The sequence below is a fragment of the Capnocytophaga bilenii genome, from assembly GCF_017565765.1.
GTDB classification, from domain to species: Bacteria; Bacteroidota; Bacteroidia; order Flavobacteriales; family Flavobacteriaceae; genus Capnocytophaga; species Capnocytophaga bilenii.
Window position 1 is genome coordinate 24,174 of sequence record NZ_JAGDYP010000013.1, and the last position, 20,027, is coordinate 44,200.

22 protein-coding genes are annotated in these 20,027 nt (G+C 36.7%); 20 read left to right on the forward strand and 2 right to left on the reverse strand.

What is annotated here, in order from left to right; all coding sequences use genetic code 11:
• Positions 1-152: 152 nt before the first annotated feature.
• The 20 genes from J4N46_RS12025 to uvrA all read left to right on the forward strand — a co-directional run bounded on the left by J4N46_RS12025 (position 153) and on the right by uvrA (position 17,684).
• The gene (locus tag J4N46_RS12025; protein WP_009416155.1) at positions 153-590 is read left to right on the forward strand and encodes a hypothetical protein; all 438 of its coding nucleotides are present in this window, start codon (positions 153-155) and stop codon (positions 588-590) included.
• 62 nt (positions 591-652) lie between these two features.
• Complete coding sequence (locus J4N46_RS12970; RefSeq protein WP_317194303.1) at positions 653-1,438, forward strand: RHS repeat domain-containing protein; 786 nt, start codon at positions 653-655, stop codon at positions 1,436-1,438.
• Between the two features lie 2 nt (positions 1,439-1,440).
• Positions 1,441-1,974 carry a hypothetical protein gene (locus J4N46_RS12035; RefSeq protein ID WP_208059486.1) on the forward strand — a complete coding sequence of 178 codons (534 nt, stop codon included), beginning with the start codon at positions 1,441-1,443 and terminating at the stop codon, positions 1,972-1,974.
• A 386-nt stretch (positions 1,975-2,360) separates the two neighbouring features.
• Positions 2,361-2,561 (forward strand): hypothetical protein, encoded by a 201-nt coding sequence (locus J4N46_RS12040; RefSeq protein ID WP_236013975.1) that lies wholly within the window; start codon positions 2,361-2,363, stop codon positions 2,559-2,561.
• Entirely contained in the window at positions 2,515-2,718 is a 204-nt protein-coding gene (locus J4N46_RS12045) for a zincin-like metallopeptidase toxin domain-containing protein (protein WP_236013976.1), read from the forward strand. The genes J4N46_RS12040 and J4N46_RS12045 overlap by 47 nt, the downstream gene beginning before the upstream one ends.
• Positions 2,715-3,023 (forward strand): hypothetical protein, encoded by a 309-nt coding sequence (locus tag J4N46_RS12050; RefSeq protein WP_208059488.1) that lies wholly within the window; start codon positions 2,715-2,717, stop codon positions 3,021-3,023. Before J4N46_RS12045 ends, J4N46_RS12050 begins: the two co-directional genes overlap by 4 nt.
• 30 nt (positions 3,024-3,053) lie before the next feature.
• Positions 3,054-3,725: a hypothetical protein gene (locus J4N46_RS12055; RefSeq protein WP_208059489.1), complete on the forward strand. Its 672-nt coding sequence runs from the start codon at positions 3,054-3,056 to the stop codon at positions 3,723-3,725.
• A 199-nt stretch (positions 3,726-3,924) separates the two neighbouring features.
• Positions 3,925-5,265, forward strand: a complete 1,341-nt coding sequence (locus J4N46_RS12060; RefSeq protein ID WP_208059490.1) for a Fic family protein — start codon at positions 3,925-3,927, stop codon at positions 5,263-5,265.
• A 202-nt stretch (positions 5,266-5,467) separates the two neighbouring features.
• Positions 5,468-5,827, forward strand: a complete 360-nt coding sequence (locus J4N46_RS12065; protein WP_208059491.1) for a transporter — start codon at positions 5,468-5,470, stop codon at positions 5,825-5,827.
• A gap of 42 nt (positions 5,828-5,869) precedes the next feature.
• Entirely contained in the window at positions 5,870-6,280 is a 411-nt protein-coding gene (locus J4N46_RS12070) for a hypothetical protein (RefSeq protein WP_009415428.1), read from the forward strand.
• Between the two features lie 117 nt (positions 6,281-6,397).
• Positions 6,398-6,535 carry a hypothetical protein gene (locus tag J4N46_RS12075; RefSeq protein WP_208059492.1) on the forward strand — a complete coding sequence of 46 codons (138 nt, stop codon included), beginning with the start codon at positions 6,398-6,400 and terminating at the stop codon, positions 6,533-6,535.
• Between the two features lie 47 nt (positions 6,536-6,582).
• Complete coding sequence (locus J4N46_RS12080; protein WP_208059493.1) at positions 6,583-6,735, forward strand: hypothetical protein; 153 nt, start codon at positions 6,583-6,585, stop codon at positions 6,733-6,735.
• Between the two features lie 7 nt (positions 6,736-6,742).
• Complete coding sequence (locus J4N46_RS12085; protein ID WP_208059494.1) at positions 6,743-7,300, forward strand: HEAT repeat domain-containing protein; 558 nt, start codon at positions 6,743-6,745, stop codon at positions 7,298-7,300.
• Positions 7,301-7,525: 225 nt separating this feature from the next.
• The gene (locus tag J4N46_RS12090; protein WP_009415440.1) at positions 7,526-8,311 is read left to right on the forward strand and encodes an HAD family hydrolase; all 786 of its coding nucleotides are present in this window, start codon (positions 7,526-7,528) and stop codon (positions 8,309-8,311) included.
• A gap of 1 nt (position 8,312) precedes the next feature.
• A complete protein-coding gene (locus J4N46_RS12095) occupies positions 8,313-9,071 on the forward strand; it encodes an acyl-[acyl-carrier-protein] thioesterase (protein WP_208059495.1) in 759 nt (252 codons plus the stop codon).
• A gap of 15 nt (positions 9,072-9,086) precedes the next feature.
• Positions 9,087-10,715 carry an OstA-like protein gene (locus tag J4N46_RS12100; RefSeq protein WP_208059496.1) on the forward strand — a complete coding sequence of 543 codons (1,629 nt, stop codon included), beginning with the start codon at positions 9,087-9,089 and terminating at the stop codon, positions 10,713-10,715.
• Positions 10,716-10,728: 13 nt separating this feature from the next.
• Complete coding sequence (locus J4N46_RS12105; RefSeq protein ID WP_208059497.1) at positions 10,729-11,601, forward strand: OmpA/MotB family protein; 873 nt, start codon at positions 10,729-10,731, stop codon at positions 11,599-11,601.
• A gap of 28 nt (positions 11,602-11,629) precedes the next feature.
• Positions 11,630-13,999, forward strand: a complete 2,370-nt coding sequence (locus J4N46_RS12110; protein WP_208059498.1) for a TonB-dependent receptor — start codon at positions 11,630-11,632, stop codon at positions 13,997-13,999.
• 33 nt (positions 14,000-14,032) lie between these two features.
• Entirely contained in the window at positions 14,033-14,902 is an 870-nt protein-coding gene (locus tag J4N46_RS12115) for a DUF4249 domain-containing protein (RefSeq protein ID WP_208059499.1), read from the forward strand.
• 22 nt (positions 14,903-14,924) lie between these two features.
• The gene (uvrA, locus tag J4N46_RS12120) at positions 14,925-17,684 is read left to right on the forward strand and encodes an excinuclease ABC subunit UvrA (protein WP_208059500.1); all 2,760 of its coding nucleotides are present in this window, start codon (positions 14,925-14,927) and stop codon (positions 17,682-17,684) included.
• Here uvrA and folK read toward each other — a convergent pair.
• Positions 17,671-18,798, reverse strand: coding sequence for a 2-amino-4-hydroxy-6-hydroxymethyldihydropteridine diphosphokinase (folK, locus tag J4N46_RS12125; protein ID WP_208059501.1), 1,128 nt, complete (start codon positions 18,796-18,798; stop codon positions 17,671-17,673). The two genes, uvrA and folK, sit on opposite strands and share 14 nt — an antisense overlap.
• Positions 18,799-19,752, reverse strand: coding sequence for a phosphoribosylaminoimidazolesuccinocarboxamide synthase (locus tag J4N46_RS12130; protein WP_009415448.1), 954 nt, complete (start codon positions 19,750-19,752; stop codon positions 18,799-18,801). It abuts the gene before it with no gap.
• Positions 19,753-20,027 lie beyond the last annotated feature (275 nt).

A 20,027-nucleotide genomic window follows, 5' to 3' on the forward strand; every position in this document is an offset into this window, starting at 1 on the left:
AGCATATGATGAAAAAACAAATTCATGTATAATGCAATTAGTTTATACCTCAGAACACAAAGCAAAATTACCTCATGAAGGAGCTGTTAAACAATTTGAAATTGGAGTTGAATATGATACTAAAGCTGCTAAAGATAAAGCAAAAGAATTGAATGAAAAATACCATTAGAAAAATGAGAGAGACAAAAATTAAGTTTGATAAAGATCTTTCAAAAGAAATTTTTATTAGGAAAATAAATAAGAAAATTAGACTAATCTTATCTGATGATTTGGACGCTTCAGAAGAGAAATTAAGTGATAGTTATTGCAAAAAAATAGCTGATTTTATAGATAACTTTTCAAAATGGTACAATAAATGTATGGATGCTGTTAAGGAATGGGGTGAAAATATTTATCATATAAATATAGAATATGATGAGATAAAACTATTAAAAATTTTCATTCTGTTTGAACAAAATGAATGTGAATTATTCGGATTAGGATTTAGGACAGAGTTTGATATTGAACATGGTTGCGGCATTAAAATTAAAGTAGAAGATGGTAATTATAACATTGTAGAGATAGGTACAGCTGACATTGCTTTTTGCTAAAATAATATATCATCTATGACCTAAGCGAGCGACCTAATCTCAGCAGAGATAAGGACAATTTGTTGGTTTACGACAAGGAAGAGCCTATAACAGAAAATCTTATCACTTGGGTGTTTGATGAGAACTCCTTTGTGCCTGCGGCTAAACTTGTAGGTGATAAATCGTATAGCATCCTCACCGACCACTTAGGGACGCCGTATGAGGCGTATGATGAAAATGGGCAGAAGGTGTGGGCACAAGAATTAGACCTTTACGGGAATGCTATTGCTGGTGATAGCTCGTTTATTCCTTTCTTATACCAAGGACAGTATTATGATGAGGAGATTGGGTTAGCTTATAATAGGTTTAGGTATTACTCACCTGAAAGCGGCACTTATATTAGCCAAGACCCGATAAGGTTGGCTGGTGGGCTGGCGTTTTATGGGTATGTATTCGATTGTAATGAGTGGATTGATCCGTGGGGGTTGGAGAAAGTAAGTCCATCATCAATTTCATTAAGCCATGATGCGAAAGCTTCTACAACATTTGGAGGTTATCACTCAAATAAAACAGTTCAAGATATGGCTAACGATATAATTGAAGATGAAGTTAGAATTTTAGATAAGATTAAAGAAGATCCGCTATTAAAAAGAAATGAACTTAACCCATATATAGACGGAATACCAGTAATAGGAGTTGCTAAAGTTAATAAAGTCCAATATTCTGTGAATAATAGACGCTTAAAGGCATTTCAAATAGCTGAAAAAGCATTGTCAAAATTAGGTATAGACCTTAAAATTGATATAAGGGAGACTACTAAAGACGAATTAAAAGAAATTAAAAAGAGGATTAAAGATAAGAAACATTAACTATGTATCAGCATTTAGGTAATATTTTTATAAAATATGACAAAATAACAATTAGAGATTTTTTATTATCTCCTATTTGGGTGGAATATTATCAGTCTTATGAATTAGATATATTTAGAAGAAATGGAGCTACTGAAGAATGGATCGAAAAGAATATATTTGAGTATGAAGAAAAAACAAAAGGGAATGGTAAGATTTTTTATGTAGTTATAGGGGAATCATACTATAAAAATAGAGAATATGTATATATAAAAAATACTATGGTTTTTAATGCGAAATACTTTTTTAATGCTTATAGTACACTGATAAGAGACGAGATATTAGAGACAAAAGCTATTGATTTTTATATTAATAAAAAAAATAAAACTTTGTTTTATTTACAAGATTTATGGAAAAACGAAAACCAAAGAACAATTAAAAGTATAGCTAACTATTTAAATGAAGAAATAGAGTTAATTAATATCTATACAGATCAAAAATTTAGTGATTTCATAGATCCTTCAATTTGTTTTTATAAAAAACATAGTTTAACTTAAAGAATAAGGTAGACCTTCAAAATGTATAACACTTATGAAGAGTTATCCTAATGTAGAGCGAACGAGTTTTCATCCGATACTTTAGGGCGGGATTGGGAAGCGGTTATCAGCAGTGGGGAGAACCTGCATCGCCACTATGCACCACTTCCTGAAGAGGAAGAACTCACTGATATTCCTTTGGAAAGCACAGCACTTTACCTATTTTACAAAAAAAATATTGAGTACATTTTGCCTTTGAGTATGATGCCCTCGGCAGGCGCACCGCAAAGATAAACCTCAGTAGCAAGCGCATCAAGCGTTTTCTATGGGATGGGAATGTACCACTCCACGAGTGGGAGTATGACCTAAGTGAGCGACCTAATCTCAGTAGAGATAAGGACAACTTGTTGGTTTACGACAAGGAAGAGCCTGTAACTGATAACCTTATCACTTGGGTATTTGATGAGAACTCCTTTGTGCCTGCGGCTAAACTTGTAGGTGATAAATCATATAGCATCCTCACCGACCACTTAGGAACACCTTATGAGGCGTATGATGAAAATGGAGAAAAGGTGTTACCATGCAAAACAAAATTATCAGTTAGGTGATCAAAAATATAATGCTCAAACAGAATTAGAAAAGGAAGAGTATGTGTTTGATAAATTAATGGAACAAAAAAATGAATTGAAAGAACATCAGATTGAACACGCAAAAGATTACATTGATATTGTTAGAAAAAGACATGCTAAAATAAATAAACAATGAAACACACAGAAGAACAAATTATAAAAATAACAAAGCAAATAAAGGCTTGTATAGAAAAAAAATATGATATAAAGCTAAATCATAGTATAGAGGAGGCTATATATGATACTGAACGACAATGCTGGGTTGTAATAGCTGTTTCAAAATTGTTTGAACAAGAGAATTTATTTTCATATTTTATTTCTGATGATACGGGAAAACTTATTAAAACAATGGATAAATATGGATATAATACTTATCTGCCACGATCTGAGATCATAGATAAAGAAATTCTTAAAGAATGGGATGAGTATGAAAAAGAATAAGAATAAACATTAATAGTAAAAGTATACATTATGAAGTTTTATAATATAAAGTTTGACTTCGAACCTAAAATAACAGGAAGAAGAAATGGGAGTTTTGCAGTTGAAATAAAGAAAAACTCATTTGAAAAAGATGAACATAAAGAATATTTCAACAGCTTTTTTGATAGCAACAGTAACGATATAAAAAGGGTTCGTATAGAAACATTTCAGCAGTTTGATTTAAAAAAATGTCCAAGTGTCATCTATTTCCCTATGACTAAAAGTATTAAGAAATTAGATTTTATGTATTACGCTCCTTATGAATTAGGAATTGATTTCTTAGTGAGCAAAAAGATTGTAGATATTATATCTGCATACAAATTACCTATTCACAATAAAATTCCTGTAAAGATTGATACTTTTGATGGTAACTATTTCCTAATAGGTTTCCCTGTATGGAGTTTTGAAGTTCTTGATTTTCAAAAAAGTACTTTCTATCATCGGGATAGAGATGTATTCTCTTTTATAGACTATGAAGATTATGAAAACTCCGAATCGAAATATAAATATACGACAAAAGTAGATTTGTATTTAAAGGAGAAAATAGAATATGATGTAATTTCTATAGGTGCAGCTATTTTTTTCTCTGAAAAGATTGTTGAAGAATTAAAAGAGAATAATGCAACTGGGTATAGAATCGTTGATGGAATTTTAAATATATGATACTGTCTCGTCCTGAAATAGGTTTACAATAATAAGTCTTAAGAACAAAGACTAAAGGTATGCAAAAACAAAGAAAGTAACTAAATACTTCTAACTTTTAAAAGAGAGTAGCGCAAAGAAGAGAAAGTTCTTTTTAATCACTTTGGGGTGGAATTGGCGGAAGTTGAATTACTTAAATATGAATAGAAAGATATTATATATGAATCCAGAAACTAATCGTATAGAATACAAACAAGAACTTATAGATGATTTGGAAAAAGAGGTAGTCGCTTTTCTGAATTATCAAGAAGGAGGGATAATTTATATTGGAATTGACAAGAAAGGAAAGGCTGTTGGTGTTTCTGACATTGATGGGGATATGCTTAAAATCAAAGACCGACTAAAAAATAATATTACACCTTCTTGTATGGGGTTGTTTGATGTATCTGCAAAAACTATAGATTCAAAAAATGTAATTAAAATCACATTGGCAAGTGGTACTGAAAAACCTTACTATATCAAGAAACTTGGGATGTCGGAAAAAGGCACATTTATTCGTATTGGAACGGCTGCCGAGCCAATGCCCATAAAAATGATAGAATCTCTGTTTGCCAAACGCACTCGTAACTCAATTGGCAAAATCAAGTTTCCAAACCAGAATCTTACTTTTGAGCAACTCAAAATATATTATGAAAGCTCAGTAAAGATGCTAAATCAGCAGTTTGCACCCAATTTGGAACTTCTTACAGAAGAAGGTTTGTACAATTATGTAGCATATCTATTAGCTGATACTAATGGAATATCTGTGAAAGTTGCAAAATACGATGGTTTAGATCGTGTTGACTTGATTGAAAACAACGAGTATGGGTATTGTTCATTGATAAAAGCAACCAAGCAGGTGTTGGATAAGATAGGAGTAGAAAATAAGACATTGGCAAAAATCACACCCAAAGAACGAAAAGAAACCAGATTATGGAACCCTGTTGCCTTGCGTGAAGCTGTAATTAATGCCATTGTTCATAACGATTATACCTTGGAAGTACCACCCAAATTTGAGTTTTTTGATGATAGGATTGAGATTACCTCATTTGGTAGTTTGCCACAAGGAATGACAGAGAAAGAGTTTTTTGAAGGCTATTCGGTACCACGCAATAAAGAGTTGATGCGTGTATTTAGAGATTTGGATTTAGTAGAGCATTTAGGGTCTGGCGTTCCTCGTATTCTAAAAAACTATGGAAAAGAATGTTTCAAGTTTACAGAGAATTTTTTACGAATGATATTTCCCGCTACCACGCAGGATACCGCGCAAGTTACCGCGCAGGATACCGCGCAAGTTACCGCGCAAGTCAAAGAATTGATTGAAATACTATCCAAAGAGATGGATAGACAAGAAATACAAGATATGTTGGGACTTTCTCACAGGGAACACTTTCGATTAAAATATTTAAAACCTGCATTGGAACAAGGATTTATAGAAATGACTATTCCTGAGAAACCTAGTAGTAAGTTACAAAAATATCGACTAACCATCTTGGGCAAACAATTAAAAGATAAACTATAATGTCATATCCTGAAATAAGTGTACAATGATAAGTCCTAAGAGTAAAGGCTAAAGATATGCAAAAACAAAGAAAGTAGTTTCATATTTCTAACTTTTAAAAGAGAGTAGCCCAAAGAAGAGAAAGTTCTTTTTAATCACTTTGAGGTGGAATTGGCGCAGGTAGGAAAAAGTTTAAACAGCCTCTATATATAAAATAGTACTTATGTTTTTAAAATGTAATGATAAAAAAATAGAATTGCACCCTATTATGTGGGAATATCTATATCCCTACCTTCTAAGATTTTCGATAAAACACAATATTGATTGGACTATCTGGAAAACAAAAGATGTAGTGTATATACCAGAAGATAAGAAAGAAGAGTTAATATTTATGTTAGAATATATTTTTGAAGAACTTATGGCAGAGTGTTATAAAGAACCTACACAAAGACAAAGAACAAAACATTCTACAAGGTTTGAAAAGGTATTTTTTAAAAATAAGAAATATATCTTAAACTATGTAACAGATATTGTTGGAATCATTGGTTATTGGCTTATATATATGATAAACATTTTGTCTTAATACAACTTGTTATTATAGATTATTTAGTATAGAGCAAAGAATATGATTAAAATAGAAAGAAATACCAAACCTTTTTGTTTAATTAAAGAAAAAACGATGGATTGGGGAGAAAAATATGATGAATATTCTCCAATGTTTAATATCATATTAACATCTAATAATTATTCTCTTGAGGAATCTATTGTGTTCTTTGGGGAAAACAATTTTAAAAAGCAATTGTTTTCATTGTATAATGTTATAAATAACAAAGAGGAACAAGAGCGAATTATAAATTATAATAATGAAAGAATTGAGAATCGTCCATACATATTAGATTTAATAAAGTTCTATATTGAAAAGAACAAAGACATTCTATCTCCTTGGGAAAAATATGATTTAGGACTTGAAGAACTTGACTTTATTAAAATAATTATTTATGAAATGGAGAAAGAACTATATTATGTGAATGAATAAAATTAATAAAGAAAAGAGTTCGTTTCTAAGTTAGTTGAAAAACTTAATTTAGGTAAGTTTATTAAGAAGATAGGTGATTATGAAGTTTATGAAAATGGAGAAGTGTTTTATCGCACTATGTCTAAAGAACATTATGATGAACTTTTAAGAACAAATAAAATACGGGCTACAGGAGAGACTACCACTTCACCTAATATGGCTTTTTCAGAAGGCTATGAAGGAATATTAGTTCAGTTTAAGGTATTGAGAAATTAGAGAACATAGGTGTAGCAGCTAGAAATAACAAAATAAAGCATCAGAATTTGAAATTAGACATTTCTCCTTGGAATGAAAAATATGCAAGATTTAAACTTAAAAAAGGACAAGTGAATATTGCACTTGGAAAAGGAGAAGCATTGAAAATATTTAATGATAATATCTTAGAGTTTAAGTTTGTAAAAGAAATTAAAAATTAGGAGAAATATGCAAACTGTTGATATTATAAATAATATAATGGATAAATATTATTTTACAGAGGAAATAAAAGATGATGAAGAATTGAAAGCTTTTCTAAAAAAAATTGATAAATCATCATTTAATGATGCAATATATGCATTACTAGAAAAAAAGAACATAGAAACAGTACAAAATGTTATCCTAATGGGGTGGTTGTTAAATTATTTTAATCCTTCTAACGAAGAACCTTTAAGGAGATTGCTTTTATTGAATTTTCATAATTCCCACGAAGATATTGTTGATTTATTTCAAACAATGTGGAATAATAGTACCAAAAACATTCCAATCTTATTAAAAGCAATAGACAACATTCCTGAGTATTTAGAAGACGATGACTTCAAATATCCTTATGTGCGAAAAATCATTTATGCCATAGGAGCACAACCACAGCCTGAGAGTCTTTTAGCATTAGAAAAATTGGCATCTGAGACTAATGATACCGAAATAAAGAAGTTAGCCTTGCACCAGTTAGAAAAGAGAAAAGAATTGGGACGATGGGAGTATGAAAAGAATGTCATATCCTGAAATAGGTTTACAATAATAAGTCTTAAGAGTAAAGGCTAAAGGTATGTAAAAACAAAGAAAGTGGGACTTGTAAGACTTGTGAGACGGGTGGGGAATTTTGAATTTTGAATTGGGTACGAGCTGCAAGCTCGCACCAGCGGGGGAAGAAGAAAAAGTTTTTTAATCACTTTGGGGTGGAATTGGCTGTTTCAAAATTAATTTGTACTTTTGCCAAAAAATCGTGGTATGATAAAACTTATAGTATCGGATATTGATGGTACATTGGTGAACAACGAAAAGGAAGTGCCTGTTTCTTTTTGGAAGGCTTTTGAACGTATGCAGGAGCTGGATATTTTGTTTTGCGTAGCTAGTGGGCGACAAATACAGAGTTTGCACGAGCTCTTTGCCCCTATCAAAAACAACATTGCTTACGCTCCTGATAATGGTGCTTCGCTAATATACCAAAATAAAACTCTTTTTGAAAAACTTATAACTCCTGCTGACTATTTGCCTATTATGCGTACTTGCAACGAAATAAACGGAATAGGGGTAGCACTTTGTGGGCGTGATAGGGCGTATATAAAAACTGATAGTAAGTGGATTTTTGACGAAATAGCACGGCACTATCCTGCTCATACTACGGTGAGTGATTTTGCTGCTATTGATGATGATATTTTCAAAATTACGATATGCGATGAGGGCATATCACGACTTAACTCATATCAGTACTTGAAAAAGTACCAAAATGATTTCAATGTGGTTATTTCGGGGGAAATATGGCTGGACATTACGGGCAAAGATGTGAATAAGGGTAATGCTATAACGCATTTGCAACGGATTCTGGAAATTACTCCTGAAGAAACGGTGGTTTTTGGCGACCATATGAACGATGTGGAGATGATACAATGCGCTAAGCACAGCTATGCTATGAAAAATGCTCAGGAGGAACTAAAAGCACTTGCTAAGTACGTAACTGAATACGACAATAACGAAGCGGGTGTAGTGAAAGAAATAGAAAAGATTTTAAAATAAAATGGAAATTTTTACAGAAACCTATAAAGTGCGTAGCACCCAAGTGAACTTGAACAACCAATTGGGCTTGTATGGGGTGCTTGGGATGCTGCAAGATATAGCATCGGAACACGCTGCCTTGTTGGGCTTTGGCTATAAAGAATTAGTGGAACGTGGATTTTTTTGGGCTTTGGTGCAACAGAAGTTGAAAATGAACTACTGGCCTAATTGGAACGACCGCATCACAGTAAAAACGTGGTCGCTACCTGTGCAAGGTGTGTATGCTTTTAGGGAGTTTGAACTATTTTGGAACGACCAAAAGATAGGTGAATGTGCGAGCACTTGGATAACAATGGATATCAAAACACGCAGACCGATAGACCTTACAGCGCAACAGGGGCTTTTCCACCCACGTACTGATGGGCGTCTTTCATTTCAAACGGAACGTATTGCCTTGCCTGAAGAAATGGATTTGGTAAAGGAATTTGAGGTAAGAATGAGTGATTTGGATATCAATTCGCACGTGAATAATGTGAAATATACTCAATGGGCTTTGGATATGATGAGCGAACGCAATCACCGCGAATTTGTGATAAAAGAATACGACATCAACTTTTTATCGGAGACATTTATGGGTGATGTGATGCAGGGTTTTAAAAGCAAGGGTAGGTACTTGGACGAGGAACACAAACTGGTAGAGCTTTATCACTACGCACAAAAGATAGGGGGCGCAAAACCTGCATTCATATCGCACTGGATAGCCGAAAGGATTAAACCATAAGGACAAACGGACTGAATGAAAAGAACTTTATGCTACATAGTACTTTGCTTTTTTGCTTTTAGCAATGCGCTGAGGGCTCAAAATGAGGGCAAAACTAAGCGGATAGAGATTGTGTACGGGGGGGAATTTACTATTGACAATGTAAAGTTCCCAGGTGCCACGATATTTAAATCGGACGGGCAGCGTGTGCAATTTAGGCATCAGGGATTGGAAATATGGTGTGATTTGGCAGTGCTATACGAGGAACGCAATGAGGTGATTGCTCACGGTGATGTGCAACTACAGCAGGGGGATACCCTGCAAATGAGCAGCCAATACATATCATACAAAGGTGATACCAAAACAGCAGTTGCTAAAAAAGGGGTGGTACTGCACAACGGGAATATGACTCTTGAGACTGAAGAATTGTTCTTTGACCGCAATACTCAGGAGGCTTATTACAACAATTTTGGAAAGATAACTGACCCTGACAACGAGCTGACGAGCAAAACGGGGCGTTATTACGTAACGGCTAAAAAAAATCAATTTACTAATTCGGTAAAGATAGTAAATAAGGATTTTGTGGTAAATTCGCAGGTGTTGGATTACTACCACAATTCGGGAAATGCTTATTTTTACGGTAAAACGACTATAAAAGGTAGCGACTATAAGGTATATTGCGAGCGGGGTTTTTACGACACGCGGCGCGAGCAAGGGTACTTTATGAAACACGCTAAAATAGAGTATGACCTTAAGACTTTGGTAGGCGACAGTTTGTATTTTGACAAACGCCGTCAGTTTTCATCGGGGAGTAACAATATTGTGATTTTGGACACGGTGAATAAGACGGTGGTGAAAGGGCATTACGGGGAAATACACAAGGCTAAAGACTCTATGTTTATCACTAAAAAAGCGGTAATCATCACTTTGGTAGAGAAAGACTCGATGTATATGCACGGGAAACGGATACTTGTAACGGGGAAACCTCAAAAACGGATTATACGTGCTTATCCTGATGCTCGTATTTTTAAAAAAGATATGCAAGCTAAATGCGACTCGATACACTCTGACGAAGCTAATGGACTAACCCAATTGCTGGGCAAACCTGTTGCTTGGACGGGTGAAAGCCAAATGACGGGTACTAACATACACTTGATAGCTAATCTTAAAACGGAAAAGCTGGATTCGCTAAAGGTGTTTGACAATGCTTTGGTAGTGGAAAAAGACACACTGGGCGATGGTTATAACCAAGTGAAAGGAAAATTGCTATATGGTAAATTTAGGGATAATACGCTTAGACAAATAGACTTTTTTCAGAATACGGAGACTATTTACTACATTTATAACGATAGCCAACAACTTGTAGGCATCAACAAGCTGAGTTGTAGTAGGATAAAGATATATTTGGACAAGAAGCAGCAGGTGCAACAAACGGTGTTTATCACTGAACCATCGGGTAAATTGTATCCGGAAGAGAAATTGCCTATGGCTGACCGCAAATTTCGTGAGTTTGTGTGGCGAGGTGATGAACGTATTTTGAGCAAAGAGGGTATTTTTAGTGAAGAGGAACTACAAATAACTCCAAAAACGATAAAGGGAATGCCCTCACCTGAAGAAATAGACAAGGAAGAACTGAAAAAAATGAATCTTGAACTTTCAATTTAAAACAATAAAATATATGAAAAAATTAGTAATTACATTATCGGTAATAGGACTTTTGGTTAGTTCGTGTGTATCAAAAAAGAAATATGCTGAACTGGCAGAACGCCAAAAGCAAACTGAAGATTTGCTAAACTCGGCTACAGTGCGGTTAAATATGTGTGAAGATGAAAAAAGCAAGTTGCTTTACAAGAGTGAGAGCTTGAAAAACCAAGTTGACTTGCTAAAGGAAAACAACCAGCAGCTATTGAACAATATGGGTAACTTGACCACTCTTACAAAAAAAGGGGCTGAGAACCTTGAAAAATCATTGGAGAGCTTGCGCGAAAAGGACTTGACAATAAAGAACTTGCGCGATGCAGTAACTCGTAGGGATTCGGTAAACCTTGCTTTGGTACAAAGTCTGAAAGGTGTATTGGGCAACCTTGATGACCAAGATGTAGACATAAAAGTAGAAAAAGGGGTTGTTTTTATCAACATATCGGATAAGATGTTGTTTAGCAGTGGTAGTTATACTATCTCTAAAAACGCAAAGAGCGTGCTAGAAAAGGTGGCTAAAGTAATCATCAATAAGCCTGATTTTGAATTTATGGTAGAAGGACACACTGATGATGTACGCATCAAAAAAGATTGTATACGCGACAACTGGGATTTGAGCGTGATGCGTGCTACTGAAATAGTGCGTGTGCTACAAAACGACTTTGGAATAGCTCCTGAGCGTATGACAGCTGCTGGTCGTAGTTACTACGTTCCGCTGGCTACTAATACTACAGCAGAAGGGCGCGCCCAAAACCGCCGTACGCGCATAGTGGTATTGCCTAAACTTGACCAATTTTACAATATGATTGAGGAGGGAATGAAAGACCCTGCTATTGGTGGTAAAGGAAAATAAAAGTTGCTTTATTTATACATAAAACTCAATGAAAAAAGGATTGCTATTATGCTTACTGCTAATCTCTAACTTTATTGTAGCACAACAACGTTATACCCTCAGTGGTGTTATTACTGATATTACTAATGGTGAGAAATTACTGGGGGTAACTTTTGTAATTAAAGAGTTAGAAACGGGAACTACAACTAATGAGTACGGTTTTTACTCGATTACGTTGCCTGAAGGTAAATATACCATTGCTATTGATTACATAGGTTATGCTACTATAGAAAAAAGCATTACGCTAAATAAAAACATACGCAAAGATTACAAACTATCGCCTACTGAAATAGAACTTACAGGGGTAGACCTAACGGCTCATACCACTACACAAAAAGCGGCAGTACGCAAACCCGAAATGAGTGTGGTGGCGCTGCCCGTAGCTACGGCTAAAAAGTTGCCTGTGCTGGTGGGGGAGGTAGATATTATAAAATCGCTGATGCAACTGCCTGGTGTGAGTAATGCTGGGGAAGCTTCATCGGGGTTTAACGTGCGCGGAGGTGCTGCCGACCAAAATTTAGTACTCTTAGATGAGGCTACTATCTTTAATTCGGCTCACTTATTTGGTTTTTTGAGTGTATTCAACGCTGATGCTGTACGCGATATGAAGCTATACAAAGGAGGTATGCCTGCACGTTACGGGGGGCGTATCTCTTCAGTACTTGATATTTACCAAAAAGAGGGGAATAAAAACCAACTCTCGGCTACAGGAGGTATTGGGGTATTATCATCACGGCTATTGGTAGAAGCTCCTATTGTGAAAGATAAAGCTTCGTTTTTGATAGGGGGGCGTGCCTCGTACGCTCATTTATTTCTGAAACTGAGCAATAATAAGAACTCTGCTTATTTTTACGACTTAAACACTAAACTTTCATACCAATTAGACCCCAATAACGCTCTGTACTTATCGGGGTATTTTGGTCGTGATTACTTTAGCTTGAGTAGTAACCTTACCAATGCTTATGGTAATGCTTTAGTAAACTTGCGTTGGAATCATTTATTTACTGACAAACTGTTCTCTAACCTTTCGGCAATCTACAGTAATTACGATTACTTGTTTGATTTTAATCTGATAGATATGAAATGGACTTCGGGGATTGAGAATTTCAACCTGAAATACGACTTTAAAAACTACTTATCGGAAGAATTGAAGCTCTCTTATGGGGTGCAGGGGCTATATTACGTTTTTAAACCTGGTAAAATAGTTCCGACCTCTGACACTTCAACTATCAAAGAAAGGGTATTAGCTCATAAATACGCTGCTGAAATGGGCTTTTATATAGATGCTGAGCAGAAAATAACAGAGGGGCTAAACGTATCTTATGGCTTGCGCTTTAGTAATTTTTATCACTTAGGCAGGCGAACAATGAACGTTTACAAGAATAACGAGGCTGTGCTTTTCAATAGGGATAGGCAAATATACTATTCGGCAACGCCTATAGGTACTGACTATTACGGCAGCAATAAGATTATCAACCTTTACTCACATTTAGAACCTCGCCTAACAATGAGCTACGCTTTTAACGACAACCACTCGGTAAAGGCGAGCTACGCACGCACGGCACAGTATATCCACTTGATTTCTAACACGGGGTCGCCTACGCCTTTAGATGTGTGGACACCGAGTGATAGTTTTATCAAGCCACAACTTGCTAACCAATGGGCTTTGGGCTATGCTACAAACTTTGTAGATGATAAATATACGGCTGAAATAGAGACTTATTACAAGCGTGTAGAAAATCGGTTGGACTATATAGATGGGGCGAACTTGATTGCAAATGAGGCTATAGAGCGGGTACTGCTATCGGGTACCAATAGGGCTTATGGTTTGGAACTTTTGTTGCGAAAAAACACAGGTAAACTGACGGGTTGGATTGCTTATACACTTTCAAAATCGGAAATGAAAACGGCAGGACGTACTGCTGAAGAAATAGGCATCAACTACGGAGACTGGTATAGTACCGCTTATGATAAACCTCACGATTTATCAATTACAGCTACTTATGCACTTAGCCCCAAATGGAGTTTTAGCGGGGTATTCAATCTGCAATCGGGCTTGCCTGCGAACTACCCTGTAGGCAAATACTATTATTTGGGGAATACAATTCCTAATTACAGCAAACGCAACCAATATAGGCTGCCTACTTATCACCGATTAGACCTCTCGGCAACTTATACGCCTTCGCAGACTAACAAACGCTGGAAAAGCGAATGGGTATTTGGGGTTTACAACGCATACAACCGCAAAAATGCCGTGAGTATTTCTTTCAGGGAAAACAAGGAAACAAACCGCAATGAAGCGGTAAAACTTTCTATATTTGGCATTATACCAAGCGTTACCTATAACTTTTCTTTTTAAGGAAACATTGGTAATAAAAACTATTGGACAACGATGAAGAAATTATATATAATAGTTATCAGTTTATTGATATTCAGCTCGTGTGAGGAGGTAATAGACCTTGAATTGGACAATGCTCCTCAGCAACTGGTAATAGATGCTGCCCTAGACTGGAAAAAAGGGGAAGCTAAAGCGCAGCCTATAGTAGATATCAGCCGTACACAGCCTTATTTTTCGGACACCCCCTCGCCTGCTATTACTGACGCGGTAGTAAAGATTAGCACTGCTACACGCACCTACCAGCTGAGCCTATGGGATGGCACTACTACACTTACAGGTGCTAATGTAGTACCCCTAAAAGGTGGCAGCCGCTATACATTTGCTGGAGGAATACCCGTAAGTTTAGGGGAAGTGTATGAACTGACCATTGAACTGAATGGACAGACTTACAAAGCTAAGAGCAAGATGCTTGAAGCTCCTATAATTCCGCTAAACAGAGTGCTACAGCGCAACGATGGGGGGCTTTTAGGGAAGCAAATAGAGCTAAAATTCTTCTTTAGTGGTATTAATGATGGTACAGCTAACACTTATTTGGTGCGCTTAGACGAAAACGATGACGTTAGTAAAAGATATTTTGGACTATTGGACGATACTTATATTGCTAATAACCAATTTTTCTTTATAACACTTGGAAAAAAGGGTGATTTAAAGCAAAATGACAGAATACGTGTGAGACTTCATCGGGTAAATCCGTCATATAAAGAGTTTGCTCAGTTTTTATTGAGTCCCCCTACCCGACAAGGTAATTATTCAACCCCTGCAAGAGCTGTGGGTAACATTATAAATACCCAAAACAAGAAACAAAATCCTTTGGGAGGATTTAGGGTGTCGCAATATACTGACACTGAATACATCGTAAAATAACTAATGTTTATTAGTAATTGGAATGAAAACTGAAGAGATACTTATAAAAGGAGCTAAATTACACAATCTAAAAGATATTACAGTAGCCATACCCCGCAATAAGTTTGTAGTAATTACAGGTTTATCGGGGTCGGGGAAGTCGTCATTGGCGTTTGATACCCTTTACGCTGAAGGACAAAGGCGCTATGTGGAGAGCTTATCATCGTATGCTCGGCAATTTTTGGGGCGACTTGATAAGCCTAAAGTAGATAATATTGTAGGTATTGCGCCTGCCATCGCTATTCAGCAGAAGGTAAATACTTCAAACCCTCGCTCTACAGTAGGTACCTCAACAGAAGTATATGACTACTTGAAACTGCTATTTGCTCGTATAGGGAAAACTTATTCGCCCATATCGGGTGAGGAGGTAAAAAAACACACCGTAAGTGATGTGGTAGATGCTGTACTCGCCTACCCTGATGGTACTAAATTACTATTATTGGCTCCTATTACTATCCCTGCCGACCGCACTACCGAGCAGGTACTGCAATTACTACTACAACAGGGCTATGTGCGTATTCTTCACAACGAAAAAATACTGCGTATAGATGGCGATCAACTTCCTACTAATTTAAAACAGTTTCAGTTGGTTGTAGATAGGGTAATTGTGCAACACGATGAAGATTTTCGTCATAGACTTGCAGATGCTGTAGATACGGCTTTTTTTGAAGGCAAAGGTGAGTGTTACCTTCAAGAAATGGATGGAGTAGTACAGACACATTTCAGCAATAAATTTGAATTAGACGGTATTACTTTTTTAGAACCTAATGTACACTTATTCAGCTTTAACAATCCTTATGGAGCTTGCCCTACTTGCGATGGTTATGGCGATACCATAGGGCTTGACGAAGAACTCATTGTGCCCAATACAGCGCTTTCGGTATATGAAAATGCCATTTACCCTTGGCGAGGCGAAACTATGAGTTGGTATAGAGACCAATTGGTTAATAACGCTTATAAATTTAATTTTCCTATTCATCGCCCTTGGTTTGAGCTTACTGACGCTCAAAAACAGCTGATATGGGACGGCAATGAGCACTTTACAGGGCTTACGGGATTCTTTAAAGAATTAGAAGAAAAGAGTTATAAAATACAAAATAGGGTACTTTTGGCACGCTATAGGGGTAAAACTCGTTGCCACGAATGCCACGGAAGGCGCTTGCGCAAAGAAGCTAACTATGTGAAGATAGCTGGTAAAAGTATATCGGACTTGGTAGAACTGCCTATTGAGGAACTACAAGGCTTTTTCCAGTTGCTGGTGCTTACGCCTTACGAGCAGGAAGTAGCGAAGCGTCTTTTGATAGAAATCAATAATAGGCTGCGCTTTCTTGCCGATGTGGGACTGGGCTACCTTACCCTGAACCGCAAATCAAACACACTATCGGGAGGAGAAAGCCAGCGCATCAATTTGGCAACGTCTTTGGGAAGTAGCTTGGTGGGCTCGATGTATATTTTGGATGAGCCCAGCATTGGCTTGCACCCTCGTGATACTGAGCGGCTTATAGGGGTGCTAAAAGCGCTTCGCGACTTAGGAAATACCGTAATTGTAGTAGAACACGATGAGGATATAATGAAAGCTGCCGACTATATTATTGATATAGGTCCTGAAGCTGGTACCCACGGCGGAGAAGTTGTAGCTAAAGGTACTTATCAAGAATTGCTAAAAGCCGATACCCTCACGGGGAAATACCTTAGCGGTAGGCTTTCTATTGAAGTACCTACTAAAAGGCGTACTTCGCCGCACTACATTCGTTTGGTAGGCTGCCGAGAGAATAACTTAAAGAACATAGATGTTACTTTTCCGCTGGATATGCTTACTGTAGTAACAGGTGTATCGGGAAGCGGTAAATCTACTTTAATAAAAAAACTATTGTACCCTGCCATACAGAAAGAATTGGGAGAAGCAAGCGAAAAAATAGGTCAATTTACTAAATTAGAAGGCAAATACAAGCAACTGAAGAACGTAGAATTTGTAGACCAAAACCCTATTGGTAAATCTACCCGTTCTAACCCTATTACCTACATCAAAGCGTATGATGATATTAGGAGCTTATTTGCGTCACAGAAATTGGCTAAAATGCGTAACTTTCAGTCTAAACACTTCTCTTTCAATGTAGAGGGAGGGCGTTGTGAGGTATGCAAAGGCGAAGGTGAAGTAACCATTGAGATGCAGTTTATGGCTGATGTGCACCTTACTTGCGAAGCCTGCAACGGCAAGCGTTTTAAGAAAGAAGTACTGGAGGTTACTTTTGAAGGTAAAAATATAGACGATTTGCTAAATACAACAATTGATGATGCTATAACTTTTTTCAAAGAGTGTCATCAAATGAAAATAGCCGAGAAGCTCAAACCTTTGCAAGATGTGGGCTTGGGATATGTAACCTTGGGGCAGTCGTCATCTACTTTATCAGGAGGGGAAGCGCAACGCATTAAGTTAGCTTCGTTTTTATCAAAATCGGAGAGTAAGGAAAAGGTACTTTTCATTTTTGATGAGCCCACTACAGGCTTGCATTTTCACGACATACGCAAGCTGCTCACTTCATTACAAGCTCTTATTGAGAAGGGACATTCTGTAATTTTGATAGAGCACAATATTGAAATGATAAAATCGGCAGATTATGTAATTGATTTGGGCTTAGAAGGGGGGGCTAAAGGCGGTAATCTTGTAGCTCAAGGTACACCTGAAGAACTCGTTAAGCACAGCGAAAGCTATACAGCGCAATTCTTGGCTAATTCTCTCTGATTTTTTGCACTATCAGGTCGTAATGACTGTAGTGTTTTACAAAATCAAGGTCGGTAACATCAATAATAAGCGAATTGATAGCTGTATTTTTCTGTATAAAATCTAAGTATCCGTAATGGATTTTTTTAAGATAATCGGGGGAGATGTTTTGTTCATAATCTCTTCCCCGTTTTTTTATGTTCTCTATCAAGCGATCGGTGTTTTGGTATAGGAATACATACAAATCGGGCTTAATGATTTGACTGTATAAAATATAGAATAGCTTGCGATAGAGTATAAATTCATCTTCTGTAAGCGTTACTTTGGAAAATATAAGCGATTTGAAGATATCGTAATCAGAAACAACAAATTCTTTGAACAAATCCATTTGGGCTAATTGCTCACTCATTTGCTGGTATCGCTCGGTAAGAAACGACATTTCGAGCGTAAAACCATATTGCTTGGGGTTTTGGTAAAACTTTGGCAAAAAGGGGTTATCTGAAAATTGTTCTAAAATAAGTTTAGCGTTGAAGTCTTGTGCTATTTTGGTAGCCAGCGTAGTTTTTCCTGCGCCTATATTTCCTTCAATAGCAATGTATTTGTAGTGCAAAAAAGGTGATTTTTGAGCAGGAAATGCTAATTGTTCTGACAATCGCTGTACTGGTGAAGTATCATCGGTAGTATTGAGCAATTCGGCTATCGTTTTTTGTAGCACGGGGTGTAGCAAAGTATCATTGAGGCTTGCCAAAGGCTTAAGCACAAATTTACGATGCTGCAACAAGGGATGTGGAATGGTTAAAAATTCAGTATTAATAATTTTATTATCATAAAAAAGAATATCTAAATCGATAGTGCGAGATAGATATTCTTTTTTATTGGGTATGCGTTCACGCCCCAAGCTATATTCAATACGAAGCAACTGAGCCATTACCTCCTCGGCAGGGAGGTGGGTACGACATAACAAGCAAGTATTGAGGAAAGCTTCGCCAGAGAAGCCCCAAGAAGGAGTTTCGTAAATAGGAGCTATATCTACAATAGTACCTACCTGCGTAGCAATAGCCTCAATAGCCTGCTGCAAGTATGATTTTCGGTTGCCTAAATTACTTCCTAATGATATATATACGTCGTGATTCACTTAATTTTGTTCTAAAAATCGCATTACATTGTTATAGATGCGGTCTTCTATATCAGTGGTATCAGCTTTTACAAATTTTTCGCCCATAATTTGCTCATACAGCTCTATGTAGCGTTCAGATACTGATTGTACATACTCATCGCTCATAGGTGGTATTTTCTGTCCTTTTTCACCTTGAAATCCTTGTGAGATAAGCCATTGTCGTACAAATTCTTTAGAGAGTTGTATTTGAGGCTGCCCGTTTTCTTGTCGTTCTTCGTATCCTTCTTTGTAGAAGTAGCGAGATGAGTCGGGGGTATGGATTTCGTCTATTAGGACGATTTCGCCATCGCGAGTTTTTCCGAATTCGTATTTGGTATCTACCAAAATAAGTCCGTGTTGCGCTGCGATTTCAGAGCCTCGTGCAAACAAAGCATAAGTATATTTTTCCATCAAGCGGTAATCTTCCTCACTTACAATGCCACGCCTGATGAGGTCTTCGCGTGAAATATCTTCGTCGTGTAGTCCTTGTTCTGCTTTAGTAGCTGGTGTAATGATAGGATGCTGCGGGAAGATGTCGTTTTCACGCAAACCTTCAGGAAGAGCTACGCCTGATAATTTTCGAACACCTTGTTTGTATATGCGAGCCGCGTGTCCTGCCAAGTAGCCACGAATGACCATTTCTACTTTCAGAGGTTCGCAGACTTGCCCTATAGAAACGTTAGGGTCTGGCGAGGCTATCAACCAGTTAGGGACTATATCTTCTGTTTTTTGTAAGAAATTGACCGCCATTTGGTTGAGTATTTGTCCTTTATAAGGGATACCTTTAGGAAGAATGGCATCGAAGGCAGAGATGCGGTCGGTAGCTATCATAATAAGTGTATCATCTTTAAGTTGATACACATCGCGAACTTTTCCTTTGTACAGCGACTTTTGTTTAGGAAAGTTGAATTTTGTTTTTGTTATGGTATTCATCTTCAAAAAATGTTGTATTACCTTTCAGGGGGCAAAGATACAAAATAATTTTGAATTTTGAATTCTGAATTTTGAATTTTGAATTGGTGGGACGGGTAGGACTTTTGGGACTTGGGGGAGGTGTGGGGTATTCTGAATTCTGAATTCTGAATTTTGAATTTTGAATTTTGAATTTTGAATTGGTGGGACGGGTCTTTACTTTGCACCCTGAAAATAAGAAGTTATTTTCAAAGAAAAGCAGAGGAGAATAAAAGTCTGTTCATTCTGCCTCTGCC